Raw genomic sequence first — 20,238 nt, 5'->3', positions numbered from 1 at the left:
CGATCAGGTGACGTCCGGAAATCTATGATGGAACGACCGCAGAAGGTCGCTCATCACCTGCGAATTGCGATGTTGCCGTGGCAACCGTACGTCGAACACGCCGAGCACATGGGTTGGCCGCGGCGCGAGCACGATGATGCGGTCCGAGAGCATCAGTGCCTCGCGTAGATTGTGGGTCACCATCAAGGCGGTCGTGGGCCGTGCCGACCACACGGTCAAAAGCAGATGCCGAAGCCGCTCGGCGGTCTGTTCGTCGAGCGAGACAAAGGGTTCGTCCAGGAAAAGCACCGCCGGCTCCGTGGCGAAAGCCCTGGCAAGTGCTGCCCTGCGCGCAAGGCCGAGCGACAGTTCGGCAGGATAGAGCGAGCGCATGGCCGCGAGGCCGAGCGTGTCGAACAGCCCGTCGAGATTTTTCGCCCTCAAGCTTTTCGGCAACGCCAGCCTGACATTCTGCTCCACCGTTCGCCACGGCAGCAGGGTCGGTTCCTGGAATACGGCGGCGATGCGGTTCGAACCTCCTTGCGGCAACTGGAAGGAGCCGGAAAAGTCTTTGTCCAAGCCAAGCAGGATACGCAGCGTCGTGGTCTTGCCGCAGCCCGACGGTCCAAGCAAGCAGGCGAATTCGCCTTGCCGGACCTCGAAGGAAAGGTCCTGAAGCGCCGTGATCGAGACGCCTCGCGCGGACCTGAAGGTCTTTTCGGCGATGTCGACCTTAAGCGGGACGACGGCGCCAACGGGTTGCATGTCGTTCAACGGGCTGCACCAGGAGAAGTTCAATGACAAGCATCACCGCCACGAAAGCCAGCGTGTAGGCAAGAATGGCGGCGACATCGAAAAGCTGGAAATAGAGATGGATCTGGAAGCCGACACCGTTCGAGCGGCCGAGCAGTTCGACGACCAGGACGATCTTCCAGATGAGGGCGATGCCGGATCGCGACGCGGCGGCAAGATAGGGCTGCAATTGCGGCAGCAGGATATGGCGGATGCGATCAAGGCGGCCGAAGCGATAGACGGTGGCCATCTCGGCATAACTTGGATCAAGCGTCCTGGCGCCTTCACGCATCGTCACCACGACATTCGGGATCTTGTTCACCGCCACCGCGCCGATCGCCGCCGCCTCGTTGAGGCCGAACCAGATGTAGCCGAGGACGATGACCACCAGCGCCGGGATGTTGAGGAACAGGATCACCCACGGGTTGAAAAAACGGTCGACGCGACGATAGCTGCCGAGCAAAACGCCGATGACGGATCCGATGATCATTGCGACGATATATGCTGCGGCGACCCGGCCGAGGGTCACGCCGAGATGGTAAAAGAGGTCGCCGCTCGCAGCCTCCCTGAGAAGCACCTGCCAGACCTGCCCAGGTCCTGGAAAGGCACGGCTTGGCCAGACGCCTGCCGCAAGGTTCCACAGCAGGCAAAGCCCGAGCAGGGAAACCGCTACGGTCAGCGCGGGCGCCAGTGCCGTCGCCAGGCTGCGTCGGCCGGACATGCTCGGCGGGGCATCACGCGTGCCGTCGGTTTCCGATGCGGTCATTTCCAGGGTTCCTGCCAGAATGTGCCGGGCGCCATCTCCGCCGCGCTGCCGACCAGCTTCGCGCCGCCGATCGCCGCCAGCACATGGTATAGCCTGCCGGCGTCAGCCGCTTCCTCGGCGACCGACCGTCTGGGAATGCCCTGACGATAGCGATCGCGCAGTTTTTCCAGTTCCTTGCCTTCCGCGCGAATGATCGGCGCCAGACGCAGCCATTCGTCATCGGATCTGGCCAGCAAGTCTTTGGCTTGCGCGGACGCCCTCACGAACCCCCTGACGGCATCGGGGTTCTCGTTCGCCCATTGGTCATGGAAGACGTAACCGAGCGCCGACACGGGTCCCAGAGCCCCAAGCGTCTTTGCCGCGTCATTCACGCCGATCAATCGACGGAAGCCATTGGCCTCGAGACGGGCGCAAAAATGCCAGAAATTCAGCACTGCATCGAGTTCGCCCTGTATCGCCTTTTCCGAAATCAGCGGCGGCGCGCCAAAGACGATGTCGCTGGTTGCCGACAGGTCGACGCCGAGATCGCGTCTGGTCAGCGCTTGTATCAGCAGCCAACTCTTGTCGAGCGGGCCGCCGGCGACGCCGATCTTCTTGTCCTTGAGATCGGCGACCGTCCGGATCGGTGAACCCTCCTTCACCATGATCGCGCCCACGGCGGTGGAATAGGGGAACAATGTGAGGTCGCCGCCTTCGGAGCGCTGGCGCGAGACCCACAGCCAGTCGGAAACGATCATGTCGATCGCGCCAGCCTGCATCGCGACGTTGGTTGCATCCTCGCCGGCGAAGTCGATGATCTCCAGATCGATCCCGTTCGCGGCATCGAACTTGTGCTGCCGTAGCGTATCGAGTTCCCAACTCACGGTTCCAAACTTCAGCACACCGAGGCGAATCCTGGCTGCCGCAACGGCTGGCCTGGTAGCAAGAACAGCGGCTGTCCCGAGAACCGCCAGACGCAACGTCATGCGCCGTGAAACCATCATGACACCTCCTCCCCAGGGTTCCGCGCTGCCAAATCAGATGGCTCGTTCCTTGCTCGGAAATGCGCATTTCCAGCGCATGACCTTGAGGGTCGGGTGTTCTTGAGACCATTTCGCGATTTCGCTGGGGGCAAGGAACATGCATTGGAACAGGGTGCCGCGGCTCTCGAAATAGAGATGTTCGTCTCGGCAATTGCTCGGATTGGCGCTGAGGCAAACCGTCAATATGAGATCGACCATGTCCATTCAGCACCTCTTGCGCGTTCCCAAACGCCCATCTCGGCGAGTCCAGCCCAACCAGGAGCCAGGACAAAACCGCCACTTGCCGGATTTCTCAAGGTGCCAATGGAGAAACCGGAATGAGGTCAAGCTACGCGCTCGCCCAATAGCCGTCAACAAAGACGAATGGACAGGATCCTTGAGCACCCAGGCCTCTAAACCTTTGTACGATTGACTTTCACAACATGCCGATTAGCTTCCAGGTGACGTGGCGCGGCTCCACGGGAGAAGCGGAATTTCCACGCCACCGCGTAAGGCGCATGCCGACGGATCAAAGGATCGGCATGCACAAATCGTCCAGGGCACCCAGACGATCAATGAGGAAATACCATGCGCGCAATCGCATTTTTCGCAGTCATGTCCGTTGTGCCCTTCATCGCGAGCCAATCCCAGGCACAGGACGCGGCGGCGGGTGAGAAGGTCTTCGCCAAATGCAAGGTCTGCCATGTCGCCGACCAGGACAAGAACAAGGTCGGCCCGTCGTTGAACGGCGTCATCGGCCGAACAGCCGGCACGCACCCGGGGTTCAGCTATTCTCAGGCGATGGTCGCGGCAGGCAAGTCCGGCGTCAAATGGGATGAACCCACGCTGAAGACTTACCTTCACGATCCCAAGGCCATGGTCAAAGGAACAAAGATGGCGTTTGTCGGCCTCAAACAGGACGAAGACATCGCCAATGTCATCGCCTATCTGAAGCAATTCTCGAAATAGCGCGCCGCCGGCCGTTCGAACTTGCGTTCGGCCGGCGTTCGCCTCGATCACGCATCGGCTTGCAGCCCCTGCATTGCCGAAGGCAGATCGAAAAGGCTGTCGCAAACAAGATCGGCGCCAAGCTCTTCCACCGGAATGTGGCTGTAGCCGCCACGCAGCAGAATGACGGGCATGCCGGCGGCGCGTGCGGCGCCCAGGTCAGCGCCACTGTCTCCGACCAGCAGCGCGTCACCCGGGTCGACGCCTAGTTGTGCCAACGCCAGCAGCAGGGCATCGGGCGCCGGTTTCAGGTATGTCACCGCGTCTCCGCCGACGATCGCACCGAAATATTCCGTCAATCCGAAATGAAGCAGGATTTCGCGGGTCGCCAACTGCGGTTTGTTGGTTGCCACCCCCATGCTTACTCCGCCCAAATGAAAGTGGGTGAGGGCCTCCCTGACGCCAGGCATCAGCCTTGTCAGGCCGGTCAGGTGCCGGCGGTAGATAGGCGCCATGACGCGGTTTGCCTCATCGAGAGCGTTGCCGAGCAGTGGCGCTCCCGATGCCGCGAAGGCTCGCTCGATCAGTTTCCTGACACCGCCGCCGATCATGGCCTTGACCCGGTCCAGGCGCAGCGGCGGCAGATCGCGGCTGGCCAGCAATTCGTTGACGGCGGCCGCTATGTCCGGTGCCGAGTCGACCAGCGTGCCGTCGAGGTCGAACAGGATCGCCTTCGGCGATCGAAGCGGCCTACCTGCGCCGACGTTCATGCGTCATCCTTCCACTTGATCGAGCAGCCGATCGAGGCGACCTGGTCCAGCGGCCCGTCGCCGGTTCGGGCAACCTGCTTCATCGCCTCGAACAGATCGCGTCTCAGCCCGGGCGCTCCGGCTTCTCGTCGCGAGGCGTCCAGCCGACCGCGATATTGCAATCCCAACTCGCTGTTGAACCCGAAGAAATCGGGAGTGCACACCGCCACGTAATCGCGCGCTACAGTTTGGCGCTGGTCGTGCAGGTAAGGGAAGCTGAAGCCGTTCGTCGTGGCGAAGAGCTTCATTTGGTCGAAGGAATCCTCCGGGTAGGTGTCGGCATCGTTCGAGTTGATTGCGACAAAGCCGATACCTTCGGCCTTGAGGTCGTTGGCATCGCGCACGATACGTGAAATCACCGCCTTCACATAAGGGCAGTGATTGCAGATGAAGGCCACGACCAGGCCGTTCGGGCCGGCCTGGCTGAGGATCGAATGCGACCTGCCGTCGACGCCGGGCAAAACGGCATCGATCGCGCGCCAGCCGAAATCGCAGACAGGGGGAACGGCCGCCATGCTTGCCTCCGATGAAATGGTTTACGCGGCTTTCCGGATCGCACCGTCGGCCGCCTGTCGGATGGTTCCAATGTTGGCGCGGTAGGCCGCCTCGGTGCCCCCCTTGAACACGGCCGACCCGGCGACCAGCACATTGGCGCCGGCCGCGGCGACCAGCGGGGCGGTTTCGGCCGTGACGCCGCCATCGATTTCGATGTCAATCGGGCGGTGGCCAACCAATGCCTTGATTCGCCTGATCTTCTCGATGACCGCGGAAATGAAGGCCTGGCCGCCGAAGCCTGGATTGACCGTCATCAGAAGCACCAGATCGAGCCTGTCGAGCACATATTCGATGACGCTCTCCGGCGTCGAAGGATTCAGCGATACGCCGGCCTTCTTGCCGAGATTTTTGATCGCCTGCAGGGAACGATCGAGATGCGGCCCGGCCTCTGCATGCACCGTGATGATGTCGCAACCGGCGTCGGCGAAGGCGGCCAGATAGGGGTCGGCCGGCGCGATCATCAGATGGCAGTCGAAGATTTTGTCCGTTCGGTCGCGGATCGCCTTGATCACCGGCGGACCGAAGGTGATGTTGGGCACGAAGTGGCCGTCCATCACGTCGAGATGGATCCAGTCGGCACCCGCCCGCACGACAGCTTCGACCTCGTCGCCGAGCCGCGAGAAATCCGCGGAAAGCACGGAGGGTGCGATGATTGTCCCGGTGACCATGGTCGTCGTCTCCAATTCTGTCTGCGGTGTTGGTCGCTGCGCCGGCCGCTTCGTCGTGTCAGCGCATCTTCGTCTCCGGTTCGCCTTCCAGTTTCCCTTCCGCGAACACGCGGCTGCCGCGAATGTCGGATTCCTCGATGGTGATAAGATCGGCCTTGGTCAACACCCGGCTGCGCGATGCGAAAAGCCGGTTGGCCTGCCGCAGCCGCGCCCGGTCGAGCCCATTGCGAACCGAACGCGCGTTGGAGAAATGCGGCAGCCTCATGCGGATCGGAAGATACTCTTCGAGCGCCTGGGACGCCGCCTCGCTGAGGCGATAATTCTGCTCCGCGAGCATAATCTCGGCGATCGATTTCAGTTCGCTGACGCCATAGTCAGGGAAATCGAGGTGGTGGGCGATGCGCGAACGCATGCCGGGATTGCTGTCGAAGAAGCGGTCCATCTTGTTCTTGTAGCCGGCAAGGATCACAACCAGATCGTCACGGTTGTTCTCCATGCACTGCAGCAGGATTTCGATCGATTCCTGGCCGTAGTCGCGTTCGTTCTCTGGCTTGTAGAGATAGTAGGCCTCGTCGATGAAAAGCACGCCGCCCATGGCACGCTTGATCACCTCGCGGGTCTTGGGCGCGGTGTGGCCCACATACTGGCCGACGAGATCGTCGCGAGTCACGGCGACCATGTGGCCTTCGCGGACATAACCCAGACGATGCAGGATTTCGGCCATCCTCAGCGCCACCGTGGTCTTTCCGGTGCCAGGATTTCCCGTGAAATTCATGTGCAGCGTCGGCGCGCCCGATGTCAGTCCGAACCTGCGGCGAAGCCGGTCGACCAGGAGGAGGGCGGCGATCTCGCGGATGCGGGTCTTGACCGGCTTCAGGCCAACGAGTTCTCGGTCGAGCTTGTCCATCACCTCGTCGATGTTGGACGCCTCGAACTCGGCCTGCAGATCAACCGTCGCGTCTTGTGCGGCAGCGTCCTTTGTCATCGCGTTCAGCATGGTTCGGCTAGCTCCGCTCGCCTTCGGGCCTGTCGGTCGCATAAGGCACGATCGAATAACCCTGGCTGCGGCCGTCACGCTCCTGGCGCAGCAGCCGGAACCCGGGTTCGCTGGGCGGCCGGTTGACAATGAACGACATGCGCGGCGCTTCCCAGCCTTTGGTCGAATCGAAGGCGGTTACCCGCACATACATGTTCGGACAGGCTTTCCGGCAAGCATTGACCTCGAGCAGTATGCCCGCCGGATCTTTCAAGTCGAACATGGGGTTGCCGTACATTTCCCAATAGGTGTTTCGCGGATGCGGATCGTCCGTGTACTCGACGCTGACCGCCCAATGGTTCTTCAGCGCGTATTTGATCTGCGCCGAAATCTGCTCGTCGGTCAGGTCGGGCAGGAACGAGAACTGCCCCTGTGTGACCTTGTTTCCCGGATTGGTCATCATGACGACGGTTCCTTTCGTCTAGAAGCTGGGCGTTGCGGTTGGCACGAAGTCGGCCGTGTCGGTCGATTCGTAGTTGAAGGTGACGTCCTTCCAGGTCTCCAGGGCAGCCTTCAGCGGCGTGCACCATCTGGCCGCCTGTTCGAGGATCTTGGTCCCTTCGCGCAAATAATCGCGCCCCTCGTTGCGGGCCAGGATCATCGCTTCCAAGGCGACGCGATTGGCCGTCGCGCCTGCCTGGATACCGTCCGGATGGCCGATCGTGCCGCCGCCGAACTGCAGGATGACGTCCTCGCCGAGATAGTGGATCAACTGGTGCATCTGGCCGGCATGGATGCCGCCCGAGGCAACGGGCATCACCTTGTTGAGCGAGGCCCATTCCTGATCGAAGAACAGCCCGGTTTCGAGGTTCTGCGGCGTGCGCTCCTCGCGCAGCGTGTCATAAAATCCCTTGATCATGAGCGGGTCGCCTTCCAGCTTGCCGACCACCGTGCCGGCATGGATGTGGTCGACGCCGGCCATGCGCATCCATTTGCAGATGACGCGGAAATTCATGCCGTGGTTCTTCTGGCGCGAATAGGTCGAGTTGCCGGCACGGTGCAGGTGCAGGATCATGTCGTTGCGGCGTGCCCACTTGGCCATCGACTGGATCGCCGTGTAGCCGATGACCAGATCGATCATCACAATGCAGGAGCCAAGTTGCTTGGCGAATTCGGCGCGCTCGTACATCTCCTCCATCGTGCCGGCGGTGACGTTGAGATAATGGCCCTTGACCTCGCCGGTGGCGGCCGACGCCTTGTTCACGGCCTCCATGCAGTAGAGGAAGCGGTCGCGCCAATGCATGAAGGGCTGCGAGTTGATATTCTCGTCGTCCTTGACGAAGTCGAGGCCGCCCTTCAGCGCTTCATAAACGACGCGCCCGTAATTGCGTCCCGACAGGCCGAGCTTCGGCTTCGTCGTTGCGCCGAGCAGCGGCCGGCCGAACTTGTCGAGCCGCTCACGCTCCACCACGATGCCGGTCGCCGGCCCCTGGAAGGTTTTGAGATACGCCACCGGGATACGCATGTCTTCCAGCCGCAACGCCTTGACTGCCTTGAAGCCGAACACATTGCCGATGATCGATGCGGTCAGGTTGGCGATCGAGCCCGGCTCGAACAGGTCGAGGTCGTAGGCGATGTAGGCGAAGTACTGTTGCTCGGTCTTGGTTCCGGGACCGGTGTTCGGCACCGGCTCGGATCTGAACGCCTTGGCGCGATAGAGCTCGCAAGCTGTCAGCCGGTCGGTCCACACCACGGTCCACGTCGCGGTGGAGGATTCACCGGCGATGGCGGCTGCCGCCTCCTCGTGGTCGACACCGGGTTGCGGCGTGATCCGGAACATGGCGATCAGATCGGTTTCCTTGGGCCTGTAGTCAGGCTCCCAGTAGCCCATCTTCTTGTAGGGGATGACCCCTGACTTGTAGCGCTCCTTGCCTTCCTTGAGCGTCCCCGCTGGCAGTATGTCGATCTTGTTCATGACAGGTCTCCTGTTTGTTGCTCAGGCGGCTTTCGCGGTTGCGATTTGGGGGTCGAGTTTTCCCGCGGCGTAACGTTTCGCCATCTCGTCCATGGCGATGACCTTGATCTTCGAGGCGTTGGACGCCGTACCGAAACGCTCGAAGCGGTCCCGGCAAAGGTCGCGCAAGGCATCCATGGCGGGCTTCAGGAATTTGCGGGGATCGAACTCGCGCGGGTCTTCCGTCGCGACGCGGCGGAACTGCCCGGCCATGGCCATGCGGCAATCGGTGTCGATATTGACCTTGCGCACGCCGTAGCGGATGCCGCGCTCGATCTCCTCGACCGGGACGCCAAAAGTCTGGGGCATCTCGCCGCCGTATCTGTTGATGATGTCCTGCAACTCCTGCGGCACAGAGGAAGAGCCGTGCATGACCAGATGCGTGTTGGGCAGCTTCTCGTGGATCGCCTCGATCACCTGCATGGCCAGGATGTCGCCGTCCGGCTTGCGGGTGAATTTGTAGGCACCGTGCGAGGTGCCGCAGGCAATCGCCAGCGCGTCGACTTGGGTTGCGGTCACGAAGTCGACCGCCTGATCGGGATCGGTCAGGAGCTGGTCGTGGGAGAGCGCGCCCTCGGCGCCGTGGCCATCCTCGGCCTCGCCTTGGCCGGTTTCCAGCGAGCCGAGCACGCCCAGTTCGCCTTCGACGGAAGCGCCGACCCAATGCGCCATACGTGCGACGCGTTCGGTTATGGCGACGTTGTAGTCGTAGCTTGCCGGCGTCTTGGCGTCCGCCATCAAGGATCCGTCCATCATCACCGAGGTGAAGCCGTGGCGGATCGCGGAAAGGCAGGTGGCCTCGCTGTTGCCGTGGTCTTGATGGATGCATAGCGGGATGGTTGGGTGGATTTCGGTCAGCGCCTCCATCATCTTGGCCAGCATGATGTCGTTGGCATAGGTCCGGGCGCCACGCGAAGCCTGGATGATGACAGGCGCGTCGCAGGCCTTGGCCGCTTCCATGATGGCGAGGCCCTGTTCCATGTTGTTGATGTTGAATGCCGGTACGCCGTAGCCGTGCTCGGCGGCATGGTCGAGAAGCTGGCGAAGGGTGATGCGAGCCATTGTGAATCCTCCTAGATGATGAGCTTCAGCGCCGCTGCAGCAACCGCTTCGGACGTTATGTTGAAATGCCGGTAGAGGTCGGGGGCAGGGGCGCTGGCGCCGAAGCCGGTCATGCCGACGAAAGCGCCGGTCTCGCCGATCCAGCGGTCCCAGCCCAGCCGGGCTGCCGCTTCGACCGCGACGCGCGGCGCCGAGCCGAGGACGGCCTTGCGGGTGGCTCTTTCCTGCTCCTCGAAAAGCTCCCAGCACGGCATCGACACGACGGCGGCGGCGACGCCATGCTCGGTCTCCAGCCTTTCGGCGGCAGCAACCGCGATCTCGACCTCCGAGCCGGTGGCGATCAGGGTGACGGCACGGTGCTCGGCTGGTTCGCGCAGGACGTAGGCACCCTGGCGGGAGCGGTTCTCGTCACTGTGCGACCGACGCAGCATCGGCAGGTTCTGGCGCGACAGCACCAGCACGCTCGGCCGATCCTTGCTCTTCAGCGCGAGTTCCCAGCACTCCGCCGTTTCGATGACATCCGCCGGACGGAAGACGTTGAGATTGGGCGTGGCACGCAGCATCGCCAGGTGCTCGACCGGCTGGTGCGTCGGGCCGTCCTCGCCGAGGCCGATGGAATCGTGTGTCATCACATAGATGACGCGCTGGCCCATGAGCGCCGAGAGCCGCATCGCGCCGCGCGCATAATCGGCGAAGCACAGGAACGTACCGCCATAGGGCACGAACCCTCCATGCAGCGCGATGCCGTTCATGGCGGCCGCCATGCCGTGTTCACGAATGCCGTAGTGAATGTAGCGGCCGGCATAGTCACTCGGCGCAATGCGGTTCATGCCCTTGGTGATCGTCAGATTCGAGTGCGTCAGATCGGCCGAGCCGCCGACGGTCAATTCCGTTGCGCCGTTGATGGCCTCCAGCACCATTTCGGAGGCTTTTCGCGTCGCCACCTTGGTTGCCTTCTCGACATGTTCGCGACGAAAGGCTTCGAGCGCGTCGAAGACCGTGTCGGCCAGTTCGGCGGCGACGGCGTTTTCAAAAGCCTCGCGTCGCGGCGAGGCGGCAAGCCGCTGCTCCCAGGCGCGCCGCATCGCTTCGCCGCGACCGGCAATCTCGCGCCAGGCGAAAAGGATATCATCCGGCACCTCGAACGGCGCGTGGGCCCAGCCGATGTTTTCGCGTGTCGCGGCGATCTCTGCTTCACCCAGCGGTGCGCCGTGCGTCTTTTCCGAACCGCCGAGATTGGGGGCACCCATGCCGATCACTGTGCGGCAGGCAATCAGCGATGGCCGATCCGACCGCCGCGCCGCCTCGATTGCCGCGGCGACTGCTGCCATGTCGTGCCCGGCGACACTTTGGACATCCCAGCCGGCGGCCTTGAAGCGCGCCGGCTGGTCCATCGACGTGGAGAGGGAGGTCGGCCCGTCAATGGAAATCGCATTGTCGTCCCAGAAGACAATCAGGCGGGAAAGCTTCAGGTGACCAGCGAGATCTATCGCCTCGTGACTGATTCCCTCCTGAAGGCAGCCGTCGCCCGCAATCACATAGGTATGATGATCGACCAGATCGGCACCGTAGCGGGCGGCAAGCATGCGTTCCGCCAGCGCCATGCCGACCGCCGTGGAAATGCCCTGTCCAAGCGGTCCGGTGGTGGTCTCCACGCCAAGCGCATGGCCGTATTCCGGATGTCCGGCGGTGCGGCTGCCCAGCTGCCGAAATCGCTGCAATTCCTCGACCTGCATGTCTTCGTAGCCGAGCAGATGATGCAGCGCGTACTGCAGCATCGAGCCGTGGCCGGCTGAAAGCACGAAACGGTCACGGTCGGGCCAGTCCGGTCTCGACGGATCGATATTGATGAAGCGGTTGAACAGCACCGTTGCGACATCGGCCATGCCCATCGGCATGCCGGGATGACCCGAATTCGCCTTTTGGACGCTGTCCATCGCCAGCGCGCGAATGGCGTTCGCCATGTCGCGCTCAGAGACGAGAGCGGTTGTGGTGACGGGCTTCAGTGCTGTTTGGCTGGTCATTGCATCCTCCTCACGACACACGGCTCTTGCGTTCAACCAATTGCAGGATGAGCGGCGTCAGGATCAGCTGCATGGCAAGATCGAGCTTGTTGCCTGGCACCACGATGGAATTTGGCCGCGACATGAACGAGTCGTGGATCATCGACAGCAGATACGGAAAATCGATGCCGCGCGGATTGGCGAAGCGGATAACCAGCATCGATTCGTCGGGTGTCGGAATCCAGCGCGCGATGAACGGGTTGGACGTATCGACGATCGGCACGCGCTGGAAGTTGATGGCGGTCTGCGAGAATTGCGGGACAATGTAGCGGACATAGTCGGGCATCCGGCGCAGGATCACGTCCATCACCGCCTCGGTGGAATAGCCGCGTGTCGAACGGTCGCGATGGATCTTCTGGATCCATTCGAGATTGATGACCGGCACGACGCCGATCTTGAGATCCGCATGCTTGGCCAGATTGATCGTGTCGGTGACGACACAGCCGTGCAGCCCCTCGTAGAAGAGCAGGTCGCTGGGAGCGAATTCGCGCCATTCGGTAAAGGTTCCCGGTGGCGTGCCGTGCTGCTTTTCCTCTTCCTCATCATGAATGTAGGTGCGGGTCTTGCCGGTTCCGCGACGGCCATATTCCGCGAACACCTCTTCGAGAATTCCGAGTTCGTTGGCCGCGGCATTGAAATGGGTGAAGTTCGGGTTGCCGGCCTTTTCCTCCTCGGCCACCTTTGCCTTCATCGCCGCGCGGTCGTAGCGGTGAAATGCGTCGCCTTCGATGAAAGCGGCCTCGATGTTCTCGCGCCGGAAAATCAGCTCGAAGATGCGCTTGACCGAGGTCGTGCCGGCGCCCGACGACCCGGTGATGGTGATGATGGGGTGCTTGGCTGACATGGTGCAGCTCAGGCTCTGAACAGGCCGCGGCGGCTGAACAGCGGCGCACGCTCACCGATGTTGCTCGGCTCTGTGTGGTAGCGCGTGATGCGCGCGACTTCCCGCGCCGACCCGAAGATCATCGGCACGCGCTGATGCAGGCTCTCGGGCTCGATTTCCAGGATGCGGGTGATCGCGTCGGTGGCGGCACCACCAGCCTGCTCTATGAGATAGGCGATCGGGTTGGCCTCGTAGACGAGGCGCAGCCGTCCCTGACCATAGCCCTTGCGCCGATCGCCGGGGTAGAGAAAAACGCCGCCGCGCATCAATATGCGGTAACAGTCGGCGACCAGAGAGGCGATCCAGCGCATGTTGAAATCCTTCTCGCGCGGTCCTTCGGTGCCCTCCAGGCAGTCGTCGACATAGAGCCGCACAGCCTCGTCCCAGTGCCGGTAGTTGGCGGCGTTGATGGCGAACTCCTGAGTGCGTTGCGGAATGATCCGGCTTTCATAGGCCTGGACGAAGGTGCCGAGCCTTGTCGAGAAGACGAAGACATGCGTGCCGCTGCCGAGCGACAGGACGAGTGCCAGCTGCGGCCCATAGATGAAGAAACCGGCGCCTAGCTGGTTCACGCCCGCCTGCAAGAAAGAGGCGGCCGGATCAGCGTCCGGCGCGCCAGTTGCGGTCAGGAGCGAGAAGATCGTTCCGATCGACACGTTGGTGTCGATGTTGGAAGAGCCGTCGAGCGGGTCGATCGCAATGGCGAGTGGCGCTTGCCTGTCGAGCAGGACTGGCTGCTCCAGCTCCTCGGAGGCGTAAAGCGCCACCGGCGCACGGCGCATGGCGTCGAGGAAGATGTCGTCGGAGAAGACGTCGAGATCCTTCTGGACGTCGCCGTCGGCATTGGCGCCACGGGTCTCGGCAAAGGCGGCGCCGAGCACCCCTTGGTTGATGGTGTTGCGGACCTTGATGGCGGCCTGTGTCAACTGACGGACGGTCGTCACAACGGCCGAGCGGAATTCGTCTGGCTGGCCGAGATAGGAGTTCAGAAAAGCGTCGAGCGTTGCCGCTGGCATCGTAACCTCCCCTCCGGCCGCATCTCCTCGGAGCGGCTGGACTGGAGGAATGGAAACAAACGTCACACGATAAGTAAAATTCAATAACTTTACCTGGTCAGTAAAAATAACTTAGTATGCGACATGAGAAACCTCACGCTCAAGCATTTCAAGACCGTCCAGGCAATCATCAAGTGCGGCAAAATTGTCAGCGCAGCCAAGATGTTAGGCCTGTCTCCTCCAGCGCTGACAATCCAACTGCGACAAGTGGAGGAAGAATTCCAGCTGGCTCTGTTCGACCGAACGTCGGACGGCATGCGTCCCACTGCCGCAGGTCTGGCTTTCGTCGAGACAGCGCAGGTTATCGAGGAGCATCTCGGTTTGCTCGAAGACAAGATGGATGCCATCAAGGGCGTACGCACCGGCAGCTTGAGGCTCGGCGTCGTTTCCACAGCCAAATATTTCGCGCCGCGGCTGATGGCTGCGTTCATGAAGGACCATCCCGACATCGACATGCGGCTTGCCATCGGCAATCGTGCCCAGACGATCGACAACCTCAGGAACCACGACATCGATATCGCGCTGATGGGGCGTCCGGCGAAAGAGGTTCCGGTGCGTGCTTCGGTCTTCGGTGATCATCCGCTGGTCATCATCGCGCCGCCCGACCATCCCTTGGTGGCGGCGCGCGATATCTCCAAGGAGCGGATTGCCGAGGAGCATTTCCTTATTCGCGAGCCCGGCTCCGGAACCCGTATCTCGTTGGAAATATTCCTGAGCGACGTGCCTGGGCGCATCGACGACCTCGGTGTCGAGATGGCCTCGAACGAAACGATCAAGCAGGCGGTGATGGCTGGTCTGGGCATCGCCTTCATCTCTGCTCACACCATCGCTGCGGAAACCGAGGCAGGCCGGCTTGTCATCCTCGACGTTGTCGGCATGCCGATCCGCCGACAATGGTTCTCGGTGATGCGAACCGATCACGCAATCTCGCCGGCGATGGCCACATTCAACGATTTCCTGATGCGCAAGGGCGCAATGTACCTGCCCCTTTTCGGAAAGCTGTATCCAGACAAGGCTGGATGACACTGCACGAGCGCAACGGATGAAAGTCCGGTGGAGAACGCCCGCGCTCGTTGGTATTATATAAGCGATATGTTATGTTGCAGTGCGAAAGAGCGGGGGCCACGTCCTTTCACACCGTAAGCGATCTGTATGTGCAACCCCTGCAGACTGTTCGGAACTCTCCCGGGTATGGGTTCGGGAATTCGATGGGGAAAAGGGGTAATGCTTTACACACTCGTTATGATGGTCTGCCTGACGGATGGACCGCGGACCTGCGAACAACGCGAGGAAATGGTAGACGGTCTGGCGATGAATCCCGGGACTGCCTTCATGCAGGCGCAGCCGCTGGTGGCAAGGTGGATCGAGACGCATCCCGGTTATTTCGTGCAGCGCTGGCGTGTGCTGCCTGGCAGAGAGTCGTGAGACAGGCGGCCAAGGTCTATTTCTTCACGATGAGCGTTTCCGAGACAGTCTTCGACAACTGGTAAAGCCGCTGCTCGATTATCGTCGGCACATCGCAGACATAAGTCAGCGACTGGACGCGTTCGTTGAAAATTCGCGTCGCGAAATTCAGTTGATCGGTTCGCCGTTCTACTTCGTCCGGATCCGCATCGGCCTTGGCGCGCAGCGCGTCCACTTCGGATGCTTCCTTGCGCAACTGTGCCGCCATTTCCAGCTGTTTGTGGGCATAGCGGGAGATGCCGGAGATCACGTGCGAACGCTCGGCGTCCATGTGATCGAACATTCCCTGCACCAGCATCGTCATTTTGGTTGCGACCTGCTCGGGCGGTAGGGAAGTCGCGAAATCCTTGATCTCCTTCTGGGCTTGTGCAATCGGCGTCCGCCGGGCCGCCACAGCATCGACAAGCGCCGACACGCCTGGATCCTTCGCCCAATCCTTCGCGGTCGCCGGAAGCTCCGGCCCATTCCAGATCTGGCCAAGCGAGAGCTGTGGCACCTTACGCTGCATGCAGGGCCAGTCGGGATCGGTGTTTGCCGCGGCGGCGCCCTCCATCGACGCAAGCGTGGTGACCAGAACCAGAGTGTGAACAAGTCTCATTCGCGCCATCAGGCGTTTCCTCCCATGTCCTGTTTGCGGATCACCAAACCGCGCGAAGGGTCGTATGCGATGATGGCGCCGCCCAGGAACAGCAGCGTGCAGCCGGCGACGACGCCCAGCGACAGCCATTCGATCTGCCCGTAGAAGGCAAAACGGATCAGTTCGACGGCATAGGTGAACGGGTTGCAGAGGCAGATCTTGTAGAGCAGGGGGCTCGCCTCCTGGATGCGCCACAAGGGATACAGCGCCGGAGACGCGAAATAGCCGGGAAAGATGACGAAGTTCATGATGCCGGCGAAGTTTTCAAGCTGCTTGATCAGCGAAGACAAGAGCATGCCGAGCGCGCAAAGCATCATGCCCGACAGGAACAGTGCCGGCAGAACATAGAGATAGCCGAGTGGCGGCGCTTTGACGCCCCACAACCAGGCAACGATCAGGAACGCGTAGACCTGCACGATCGATACGGCCACACCGGCCAGCATCTTCGACACCAGCAGGAACCAGCGCGGAAACGGGCTGACCAGCAGGATGCGCATGTTGCCCATCTCGCGGTCGTAGACCATCGACAGTGAAGACTGCATGCCGGAAAACAGCAGGATCATGCCGCAAAGGCCCGGCGTGATATAGACCTCGTAGAGCACATAGGTCTTGTAGGGCGGGATGATCGACACGCCAAGCACCTGGCGAAAGCCGGCCGCGAAGATGAACAGCCAGACCAGCGGCCGGACCAGCGAGGAAATGAAGCGTTCGCGCTGGTGCAGGAAGCGCAGGCACTCGCGCAGGACGACGCCTTTCAGGCAAATGAGATAGTGGCGCAGGCCGAATGGCTCGGACCGCACCGGCATGATGCCGGCGACCTTTCCGGGCATCGAAGGGGCGCTCATGGCGACGTCTCCGTCATGCCCGCCGCATCGACGCGGCTGAGCTTCGAAAAGGTTTCGCGAATCGAACTTCCGCCGTTCGCACGGATCACATCCGACACCTTGCCGCTGGCGACCAGGTCACCCCGCCGCAGTATGATGACATGGTCGGCGTCTTCGACTTCGTCGATCAGATGCGTGGCCCAGAGCACGCCGATGCCCTCTGCTTGGACGAGCTTGCGGATGGTGGCGAGGATGCCCGCGCGAGATTCGATATCCAGGCCGACGGTCGCCTCGTCAAGCAGGAGCAGGGAAGGTCGGTGCAGCAGCGCCCTGGCGATTTCGATGCGCCGCATCTGACCGCCGGAGAGGCTGCGTGCCTTGTCATGCTGGCGGCCCTGCATGTCGACCGTTTCCAGCAGCGCGGCAATGCGCTGGCGAGCTTCGCGTCCGCCAATGCCATGCAACGAGGCATGGTAGGAGAGATTCTGGTAGACGCTGAGGTCGAGATCGAGCGTGCGTGCCTGGAACACGATGCCGACCCGCCTGAGTGCTTCGCCGGACGCGCGGCGAATGTCATGGCTGAAGATGCGGATCGATCCGTGACGCGTGTCGTAGAGGTGGCTTATCAGTGAGAACAGCGTCGTCTTGCCGGCCCCGTTGAGGCCGAGCAGAACGGTGAAAGTCGCCGGCGCGATCGAGAAGGAGACGTCGTTGAGCGCCCGCTTCTGGCCATAGGAATGGCTGACGGCTCGGACATCGAGCGCCGCCACCTCGTCTCCCGGTCCGCTTGTCCTCATATGCTGCATACCGGATCGCTCCTTCAGGACGCGTTGGCCTATTGGCGCCCCTGATCGCCTTTTGTCTTACTTGATCGTAATCTTGCCCTTCAGTCCCTTGTCGGCAAGGTCGGGAACCGACCAGGTATATTCGCCCGGGCGAACGGTATGGAACTGCACCTGGATCGTTCCCGCGTCGTCGAATTCCAGCCAGGCCGGTCCGCCGTCCATATGCACTTCCAAATCGTTGATGACGATCTGGTCCATCCAGACATTGCGGAAGAGATCGGTCACGAACTTGTACTCGAAACCGCCCTTGGACGTGATCTTCCAGCGATAGCCCTGGCCGGCGATCAGCTCGAAGTCCTTCTGATTGACCGCATAGGTGGAATCGGCCGAACCGATAATCAATTCCGGCAGGTTCTTGCTGGCACGCGACGGTTTTGACGTCGCATCGTCGGCGTTTGCTACGATCGGAGCAAGGACAAATCCGGCGAGCGCGGCGAAGAAAAACCTACGGCAAAGTTTCATGTCTTGAGCCTCCCGATGATCAATGTCTGCTATTTGGGCGAAATGACCACACCCCAGGGCTGCTGGCCCACAGTGAGCGATTGGACCGGCTCGTCGGTGGCCGTGTCGATGAAGGTGATATCGTTGGAATTGCCATTCGTGGTGATCAGCGTTTTCTGGTCGGGCGTGAAGGCCAGATGCCAGACGCGCTGGCCGACGAGGATGTATTTTTCCACCTCATAAGTGTCGGTATTGATCACCGCGACATGGTTCGCCGGGCCGAGCGCGACATAGGCTTTCTTGCCATCGGCGCTGATGGCGATGCCTACCGGCTGGATGGTTTCGGCCCGCAGTCCCTGAATCGCGAACTGGATCTTCTTCACCACTTCGCGTTTGGCGTTGTCGATGACGCTGACGGTGCCGCCGACCTCGGCGCTGACCCAGACCTGCGAGCCGTCGGGCTTGAATTCGGCGAAGCGAGGGCGCGTGTCGACCAGCACATTGTCCGTCACCTCATGCGTGCCGGTGTCGATGAAATGCGCCATGCTGGTGGTTTCCGAGGTGTTGACCATGGTCTTGCCGTCGGGGCTGACACCCATGCCTTCCGGCTCCACGCCGACTGGTATCTCGGCCAGGACCTGCTTGCTTTCGACGTCGATGGCGGTGACGAGATTGTCGTCCTCATTGGCGACATAAAGCGTCTTGCCGTCGGGCGAGAGGACGAACAATTCGGGATCGGGGCCGGATGGCAGCGTACCGACGATTTCAAGTGTCGCGGTGTCGATGATTTGGATCGTGTCGTCATCGCTGGCGCATAGATAGACGAATTTGCCGTCATGCGAGATGGTGATGCCGCGAGGTCTCTGGCCGACTTCGACGGTCTTCACCACCTGCATCGTCGCCGTGTCGACGACGGTCATCGTGTTGTCCTTCTCGTTGGACACGTAAGCCGTATAGGCCGATGCCGGGCTGGCCGTGAAGCCGGCCGCGAGAATGGCGAATGCGCAAGCTCGTTTCTGCACGCAAATTCCTCCCGATTGACTCTACTTGAGAGCGCACTTCGTTTCCGGCTGATCGACACCGAGAGTGTCGAGTTCGGAGACCTGGTGAAGATAGCCCTCCTGTGGCGATGTCGAGACGACCGACTTGGTGTCGCCAAGCAAGATCGGCTGGCGAAGCTGGAGGTTCCATTTGCGGAAGGTCAGCTTCTGCCCCTTGAAAGCAGCAACCGAAAAATCGTCAGAGCGTATATAGTCGCTGATCTTTTTCGCATCGTCGCCCTTGGTGCGCGTGGTGGCCTCGCCGACCGCACGCACCGCGGTCCAGGCCGACATGTCTTTGGAGAGCATCCGCCGGCTCGTCGTCTTCAGGAAGCGGCTCTGCATCTGGATGCCGCCCCATTGTTCGCTGGCGGGATGCCATGACGATGCAACCAGACCGGCCGTGCCGGCGACCAGCCGCGGCGTCCAGGTGCGGTAGGGCACGTAGGTGCCGAAAACCTCGCTTTCGTCGGCGACAAGCACCACGTCATGCTCCGGCACGTCTTGCGTGAACACGGAAATCTGCTGCTGTATCTGCGTGGCGCCGGTGTCGGTGCGCCTGGCTGTGCCGGTATCCTTGAATTCCTTCTCGGCGACGATCTGGCCGCCGAAGCGGGTTGCCGCGCGGCGCAGCGCATCGGCGTAGAGATGATCCTGCTCATGCGATCCATAGAGCAGCACCCAATTCGGCCACTTCTTCACCATGAGATACTGCGCCAGCGCGTCGGCCAGCATGCTGCGCGTCGGCGCGATATGGAAAACGTTGATGCGGCAGTCCTCCTCGCGAAGGCTGTCGTCGGTGGCGCCGACGTTGAAGATCAGCACGCCTTTGTCGCGGGCGATGTCGGCGATCGACAGCAATTGTTTGGCTGAAAGATCGGCGACCACATAGCGGTCGCCCTTGGCGATCATGCCTTCGAATGCCTGAACCGCGTCGCCGTCGGGCTTGACCTCGGTCACGTCGAGGCTGAATTTCTGGTTGGTGAACTTTCCCGTCGTGTTGTTGTCGCCGATCGCCACCTCGGCGCCGGCGACACCTTCGTCACGTGGCGGCAGGTCGAGCATGGAAAGCGTCAATTGCGGTGCGTAGGCCCGCAAATAGCCTATCTTGATTTCAGTTATCTTTTTTTCCGGCTTCGCCACCGTTTCCTGGCCTGTCGCGTCGGAAACGTTGACGGTCAGGGAAAAAAAGCACAAAAAGGCAGCGAGAGTGCCTGGCACCGCGCTCGTCATCGATAGTAATTACCCATTCTTGCGCAGAGGTTCGACGGTTGCCGGACCCGCGCCAAGTCAAGGTGCCCATGATCAACTTAGCCGACCCGCAAAATTTATCAAACCCTATAGGACGACTTTTCGCGCCTGCCAGAACGGTGCGGAAGGTCGCCAGCATCGATTCGCATGGCAACACCGGCGAGA

At 61.5% G+C, this 20,238-nt stretch carries 23 protein-coding genes; 3 read left to right on the top strand and 20 right to left on the bottom strand.

The features are described 5' to 3' along the window. Nucleotides 1-3: 3 nt before the first annotated feature. Genes EOC83_RS02080 through EOC83_RS02065 form a run of 4 tightly spaced genes read right to left on the bottom strand, consistent with a single transcriptional unit; the run spans nt 4 to nt 2,763 of the window. On the bottom strand, nt 4-744 hold the full coding sequence (locus tag EOC83_RS02080; protein ID WP_013532066.1) for an ATP-binding cassette domain-containing protein: 741 nt from the start codon (nt 742-744) through the stop codon (nt 4-6). After that, nucleotides 713-1,537 carry an ABC transporter permease gene (locus EOC83_RS02075; RefSeq protein WP_027162619.1) on the bottom strand — a complete coding sequence of 275 codons (825 nt, stop codon included), beginning with the start codon at nt 1,535-1,537 and terminating at the stop codon, nt 713-715. The genes EOC83_RS02080 and EOC83_RS02075 overlap by 32 nt, the downstream gene beginning before the upstream one ends. Continuing rightward, on the bottom strand, nt 1,534-2,520 hold the full coding sequence (locus EOC83_RS02070) for an ABC transporter substrate-binding protein (protein WP_063167846.1): 987 nt from the start codon (nt 2,518-2,520) through the stop codon (nt 1,534-1,536). The genes EOC83_RS02075 and EOC83_RS02070 overlap by 4 nt, the downstream gene beginning before the upstream one ends. A 33-nt stretch (nt 2,521-2,553) precedes the next feature. Further along, nucleotides 2,554-2,763 (bottom strand): hypothetical protein, encoded by a 210-nt coding sequence (locus EOC83_RS02065; protein WP_013532063.1) that lies wholly within the window; start codon nt 2,761-2,763, stop codon nt 2,554-2,556. A gap of 363 nt (nt 2,764-3,126) precedes the next feature. Here EOC83_RS02065 and EOC83_RS02060 point away from each other — a divergent pair, with 363 nt between their 5' ends. Further along, complete coding sequence (locus EOC83_RS02060; protein WP_024504374.1) at nt 3,127-3,507, top strand: cytochrome c family protein; 381 nt, start codon at nt 3,127-3,129, stop codon at nt 3,505-3,507. Between the two features lie 47 nt (nt 3,508-3,554). Here EOC83_RS02060 and gph read toward each other — a convergent pair whose 3' ends face one another. Genes gph through EOC83_RS02010 form a run of 10 tightly spaced genes read right to left on the bottom strand, consistent with a single transcriptional unit; the run spans nt 3,555 to nt 13,532 of the window. After that, a complete protein-coding gene (gene gph, locus EOC83_RS02055; RefSeq protein WP_013532061.1) occupies nt 3,555-4,256 on the bottom strand; it encodes a phosphoglycolate phosphatase in 702 nt (233 codons plus the stop codon). Continuing rightward, on the bottom strand, nt 4,253-4,810 hold the full coding sequence (locus EOC83_RS02050) for a thioredoxin family protein (protein WP_013532060.1): 558 nt from the start codon (nt 4,808-4,810) through the stop codon (nt 4,253-4,255). Before EOC83_RS02050 ends, gph begins: the two co-directional genes overlap by 4 nt. Before the next feature lie 21 nt (nt 4,811-4,831). Beyond that, entirely contained in the window at nt 4,832-5,518 is a 687-nt protein-coding gene (rpe, locus tag EOC83_RS02045) for a ribulose-phosphate 3-epimerase (protein WP_063167847.1), read from the bottom strand. A gap of 58 nt (nt 5,519-5,576) precedes the next feature. Beyond that, the gene (cbbX, locus tag EOC83_RS02040; RefSeq protein ID WP_013532058.1) at nt 5,577-6,515 is read right to left on the bottom strand and encodes a CbbX protein; all 939 of its coding nucleotides are present in this window, start codon (nt 6,513-6,515) and stop codon (nt 5,577-5,579) included. Nucleotides 6,516-6,522: 7 nt separating this feature from the next. Continuing rightward, nucleotides 6,523-6,957, bottom strand: a complete 435-nt coding sequence (locus tag EOC83_RS02035) for a ribulose bisphosphate carboxylase small subunit (RefSeq protein ID WP_013532057.1) — start codon at nt 6,955-6,957, stop codon at nt 6,523-6,525. An 18-nt stretch (nt 6,958-6,975) separates the two neighbouring features. Continuing rightward, a complete protein-coding gene (locus tag EOC83_RS02030; protein WP_013532056.1) occupies nt 6,976-8,469 on the bottom strand; it encodes a ribulose-bisphosphate carboxylase large subunit in 1,494 nt (497 codons plus the stop codon). A 21-nt stretch (nt 8,470-8,490) separates the two neighbouring features. Further along, nucleotides 8,491-9,570: a class II fructose-bisphosphate aldolase gene (fba, locus tag EOC83_RS02025; protein ID WP_063167848.1), complete on the bottom strand. Its 1,080-nt coding sequence runs from the start codon at nt 9,568-9,570 to the stop codon at nt 8,491-8,493. Between the two features lie 11 nt (nt 9,571-9,581). Further along, a complete protein-coding gene (gene tkt, locus EOC83_RS02020) occupies nt 9,582-11,594 on the bottom strand; it encodes a transketolase (protein WP_063167849.1) in 2,013 nt (670 codons plus the stop codon). 10 nt (nt 11,595-11,604) lie between these two features. After that, the gene (locus tag EOC83_RS02015; protein WP_013532053.1) at nt 11,605-12,477 is read right to left on the bottom strand and encodes a phosphoribulokinase; all 873 of its coding nucleotides are present in this window, start codon (nt 12,475-12,477) and stop codon (nt 11,605-11,607) included. An 8-nt stretch (nt 12,478-12,485) separates the two neighbouring features. Then, nucleotides 12,486-13,532, bottom strand: a complete 1,047-nt coding sequence (locus EOC83_RS02010; protein ID WP_013532052.1) for a class 1 fructose-bisphosphatase — start codon at nt 13,530-13,532, stop codon at nt 12,486-12,488. Nucleotides 13,533-13,655: 123 nt separating this feature from the next. On the opposite strand from EOC83_RS02010, the gene EOC83_RS02005 reads away from it, so the two are divergent. Next, nucleotides 13,656-14,594 carry a LysR family transcriptional regulator gene (locus EOC83_RS02005; RefSeq protein WP_013532051.1) on the top strand — a complete coding sequence of 313 codons (939 nt, stop codon included), beginning with the start codon at nt 13,656-13,658 and terminating at the stop codon, nt 14,592-14,594. Nucleotides 14,595-14,795: 201 nt separating this feature from the next. After that, nucleotides 14,796-14,996 carry a hypothetical protein gene (locus tag EOC83_RS02000; RefSeq protein WP_013532050.1) on the top strand — a complete coding sequence of 67 codons (201 nt, stop codon included), beginning with the start codon at nt 14,796-14,798 and terminating at the stop codon, nt 14,994-14,996. A 16-nt stretch (nt 14,997-15,012) separates the two neighbouring features. On the opposite strand, the gene EOC83_RS01995 is transcribed toward EOC83_RS02000, so the two are convergent. Genes EOC83_RS01995 through EOC83_RS01970 form a run of 6 tightly spaced genes read right to left on the bottom strand, consistent with a single transcriptional unit; the run spans nt 15,013 to nt 20,055 of the window. Continuing rightward, on the bottom strand, nt 15,013-15,588 hold the full coding sequence (locus tag EOC83_RS01995) for a hypothetical protein (protein WP_244514294.1): 576 nt from the start codon (nt 15,586-15,588) through the stop codon (nt 15,013-15,015). 53 nt (nt 15,589-15,641) lie between these two features. After that, nucleotides 15,642-16,478, bottom strand: coding sequence for an ABC transporter permease (locus EOC83_RS01990; RefSeq protein WP_050580490.1), 837 nt, complete (start codon nt 16,476-16,478; stop codon nt 15,642-15,644). A gap of 35 nt (nt 16,479-16,513) precedes the next feature. After that, complete coding sequence (locus tag EOC83_RS01985) at nt 16,514-17,302, bottom strand: ATP-binding cassette domain-containing protein (protein ID WP_063167850.1); 789 nt, start codon at nt 17,300-17,302, stop codon at nt 16,514-16,516. Nucleotides 17,303-17,359: 57 nt separating this feature from the next. Beyond that, nucleotides 17,360-17,803, bottom strand: a complete 444-nt coding sequence (locus EOC83_RS01980) for a hypothetical protein (RefSeq protein WP_013532046.1) — start codon at nt 17,801-17,803, stop codon at nt 17,360-17,362. 29 nt (nt 17,804-17,832) lie between these two features. Beyond that, nucleotides 17,833-18,804: a YVTN family beta-propeller repeat protein gene (locus EOC83_RS01975; RefSeq protein WP_013532045.1), complete on the bottom strand. Its 972-nt coding sequence runs from the start codon at nt 18,802-18,804 to the stop codon at nt 17,833-17,835. Between the two features lie 21 nt (nt 18,805-18,825). Beyond that, nucleotides 18,826-20,055: an ABC transporter substrate-binding protein gene (locus EOC83_RS01970; protein ID WP_063167851.1), complete on the bottom strand. Its 1,230-nt coding sequence runs from the start codon at nt 20,053-20,055 to the stop codon at nt 18,826-18,828. Between the last annotated feature and the right edge of the window lie 183 nt (nt 20,056-20,238).

This window comes from Mesorhizobium sp. Primo-A, assembly GCF_003997175.1.
Classification (GTDB): Bacteria; Pseudomonadota; Alphaproteobacteria; order Rhizobiales; family Rhizobiaceae; genus Mesorhizobium; species Mesorhizobium ciceri.
Note: the sequence above shows the minus strand (reverse complement) of the source record. Positions and strands in the feature narration are given on the sequence as shown.

Excerpts from the sequence above, each read along its gene's own strand:
- EOC83_RS01990 (WP_050580490.1), bottom strand. The coding sequence starts at position 16,478 with ATGCCGGTGCGGTCCGAGCCATTCGGCCTGCGCCACTATCTCATTTGC.
- EOC83_RS02035 (WP_013532057.1), bottom strand. The coding sequence starts at position 6,957 with ATGATGACCAATCCGGGAAACAAGGTCACACAGGGGCAGTTCTCGTTC.
- tkt (WP_063167849.1), bottom strand. The coding sequence starts at position 11,594 with ATGACCAGCCAAACAGCACTGAAGCCCGTCACCACAACCGCTCTCGTC.
- EOC83_RS02080 (WP_013532066.1), bottom strand. The coding sequence starts at position 744 with ATGCAACCCGTTGGCGCCGTCGTCCCGCTTAAGGTCGACATCGCCGAA.
- EOC83_RS02015 (WP_013532053.1), bottom strand. The coding sequence starts at position 12,477 with ATGTCAGCCAAGCACCCCATCATCACCATCACCGGGTCGTCGGGCGCC.
- EOC83_RS02075 (WP_027162619.1), bottom strand. The coding sequence starts at position 1,537 with ATGACCGCATCGGAAACCGACGGCACGCGTGATGCCCCGCCGAGCATG.
- EOC83_RS01970 (WP_063167851.1), bottom strand. The coding sequence starts at position 20,055 with ATGACGAGCGCGGTGCCAGGCACTCTCGCTGCCTTTTTGTGCTTTTTT.
- rpe (WP_063167847.1), bottom strand. The coding sequence starts at position 5,518 with ATGGTCACCGGGACAATCATCGCACCCTCCGTGCTTTCCGCGGATTTC.
- EOC83_RS02000 (WP_013532050.1), top strand. The coding sequence starts at position 14,796 with ATGCTTTACACACTCGTTATGATGGTCTGCCTGACGGATGGACCGCGG.
- EOC83_RS02050 (WP_013532060.1), bottom strand. The coding sequence starts at position 4,810 with ATGGCGGCCGTTCCCCCTGTCTGCGATTTCGGCTGGCGCGCGATCGAT.
- gph (WP_013532061.1), bottom strand. The coding sequence starts at position 4,256 with ATGAACGTCGGCGCAGGTAGGCCGCTTCGATCGCCGAAGGCGATCCTG.
- EOC83_RS01980 (WP_013532046.1), bottom strand. The coding sequence starts at position 17,803 with ATGAAACTTTGCCGTAGGTTTTTCTTCGCCGCGCTCGCCGGATTTGTC.
- EOC83_RS01985 (WP_063167850.1), bottom strand. The coding sequence starts at position 17,302 with ATGCAGCATATGAGGACAAGCGGACCGGGAGACGAGGTGGCGGCGCTC.
- EOC83_RS02065 (WP_013532063.1), bottom strand. The coding sequence starts at position 2,763 with ATGGACATGGTCGATCTCATATTGACGGTTTGCCTCAGCGCCAATCCG.
- EOC83_RS02070 (WP_063167846.1), bottom strand. The coding sequence starts at position 2,520 with ATGATGGTTTCACGGCGCATGACGTTGCGTCTGGCGGTTCTCGGGACA.
- fba (WP_063167848.1), bottom strand. The coding sequence starts at position 9,570 with ATGGCTCGCATCACCCTTCGCCAGCTTCTCGACCATGCCGCCGAGCAC.
- EOC83_RS02005 (WP_013532051.1), top strand. The coding sequence starts at position 13,656 with ATGAGAAACCTCACGCTCAAGCATTTCAAGACCGTCCAGGCAATCATC.
- EOC83_RS02060 (WP_024504374.1), top strand. The coding sequence starts at position 3,127 with ATGCGCGCAATCGCATTTTTCGCAGTCATGTCCGTTGTGCCCTTCATC.
- cbbX (WP_013532058.1), bottom strand. The coding sequence starts at position 6,515 with ATGCTGAACGCGATGACAAAGGACGCTGCCGCACAAGACGCGACGGTT.
- EOC83_RS02030 (WP_013532056.1), bottom strand. The coding sequence starts at position 8,469 with ATGAACAAGATCGACATACTGCCAGCGGGGACGCTCAAGGAAGGCAAG.
- EOC83_RS02010 (WP_013532052.1), bottom strand. The coding sequence starts at position 13,532 with ATGCCAGCGGCAACGCTCGACGCTTTTCTGAACTCCTATCTCGGCCAG.
- EOC83_RS01995 (WP_244514294.1), bottom strand. The coding sequence starts at position 15,588 with ATGGAGGGCGCCGCCGCGGCAAACACCGATCCCGACTGGCCCTGCATG.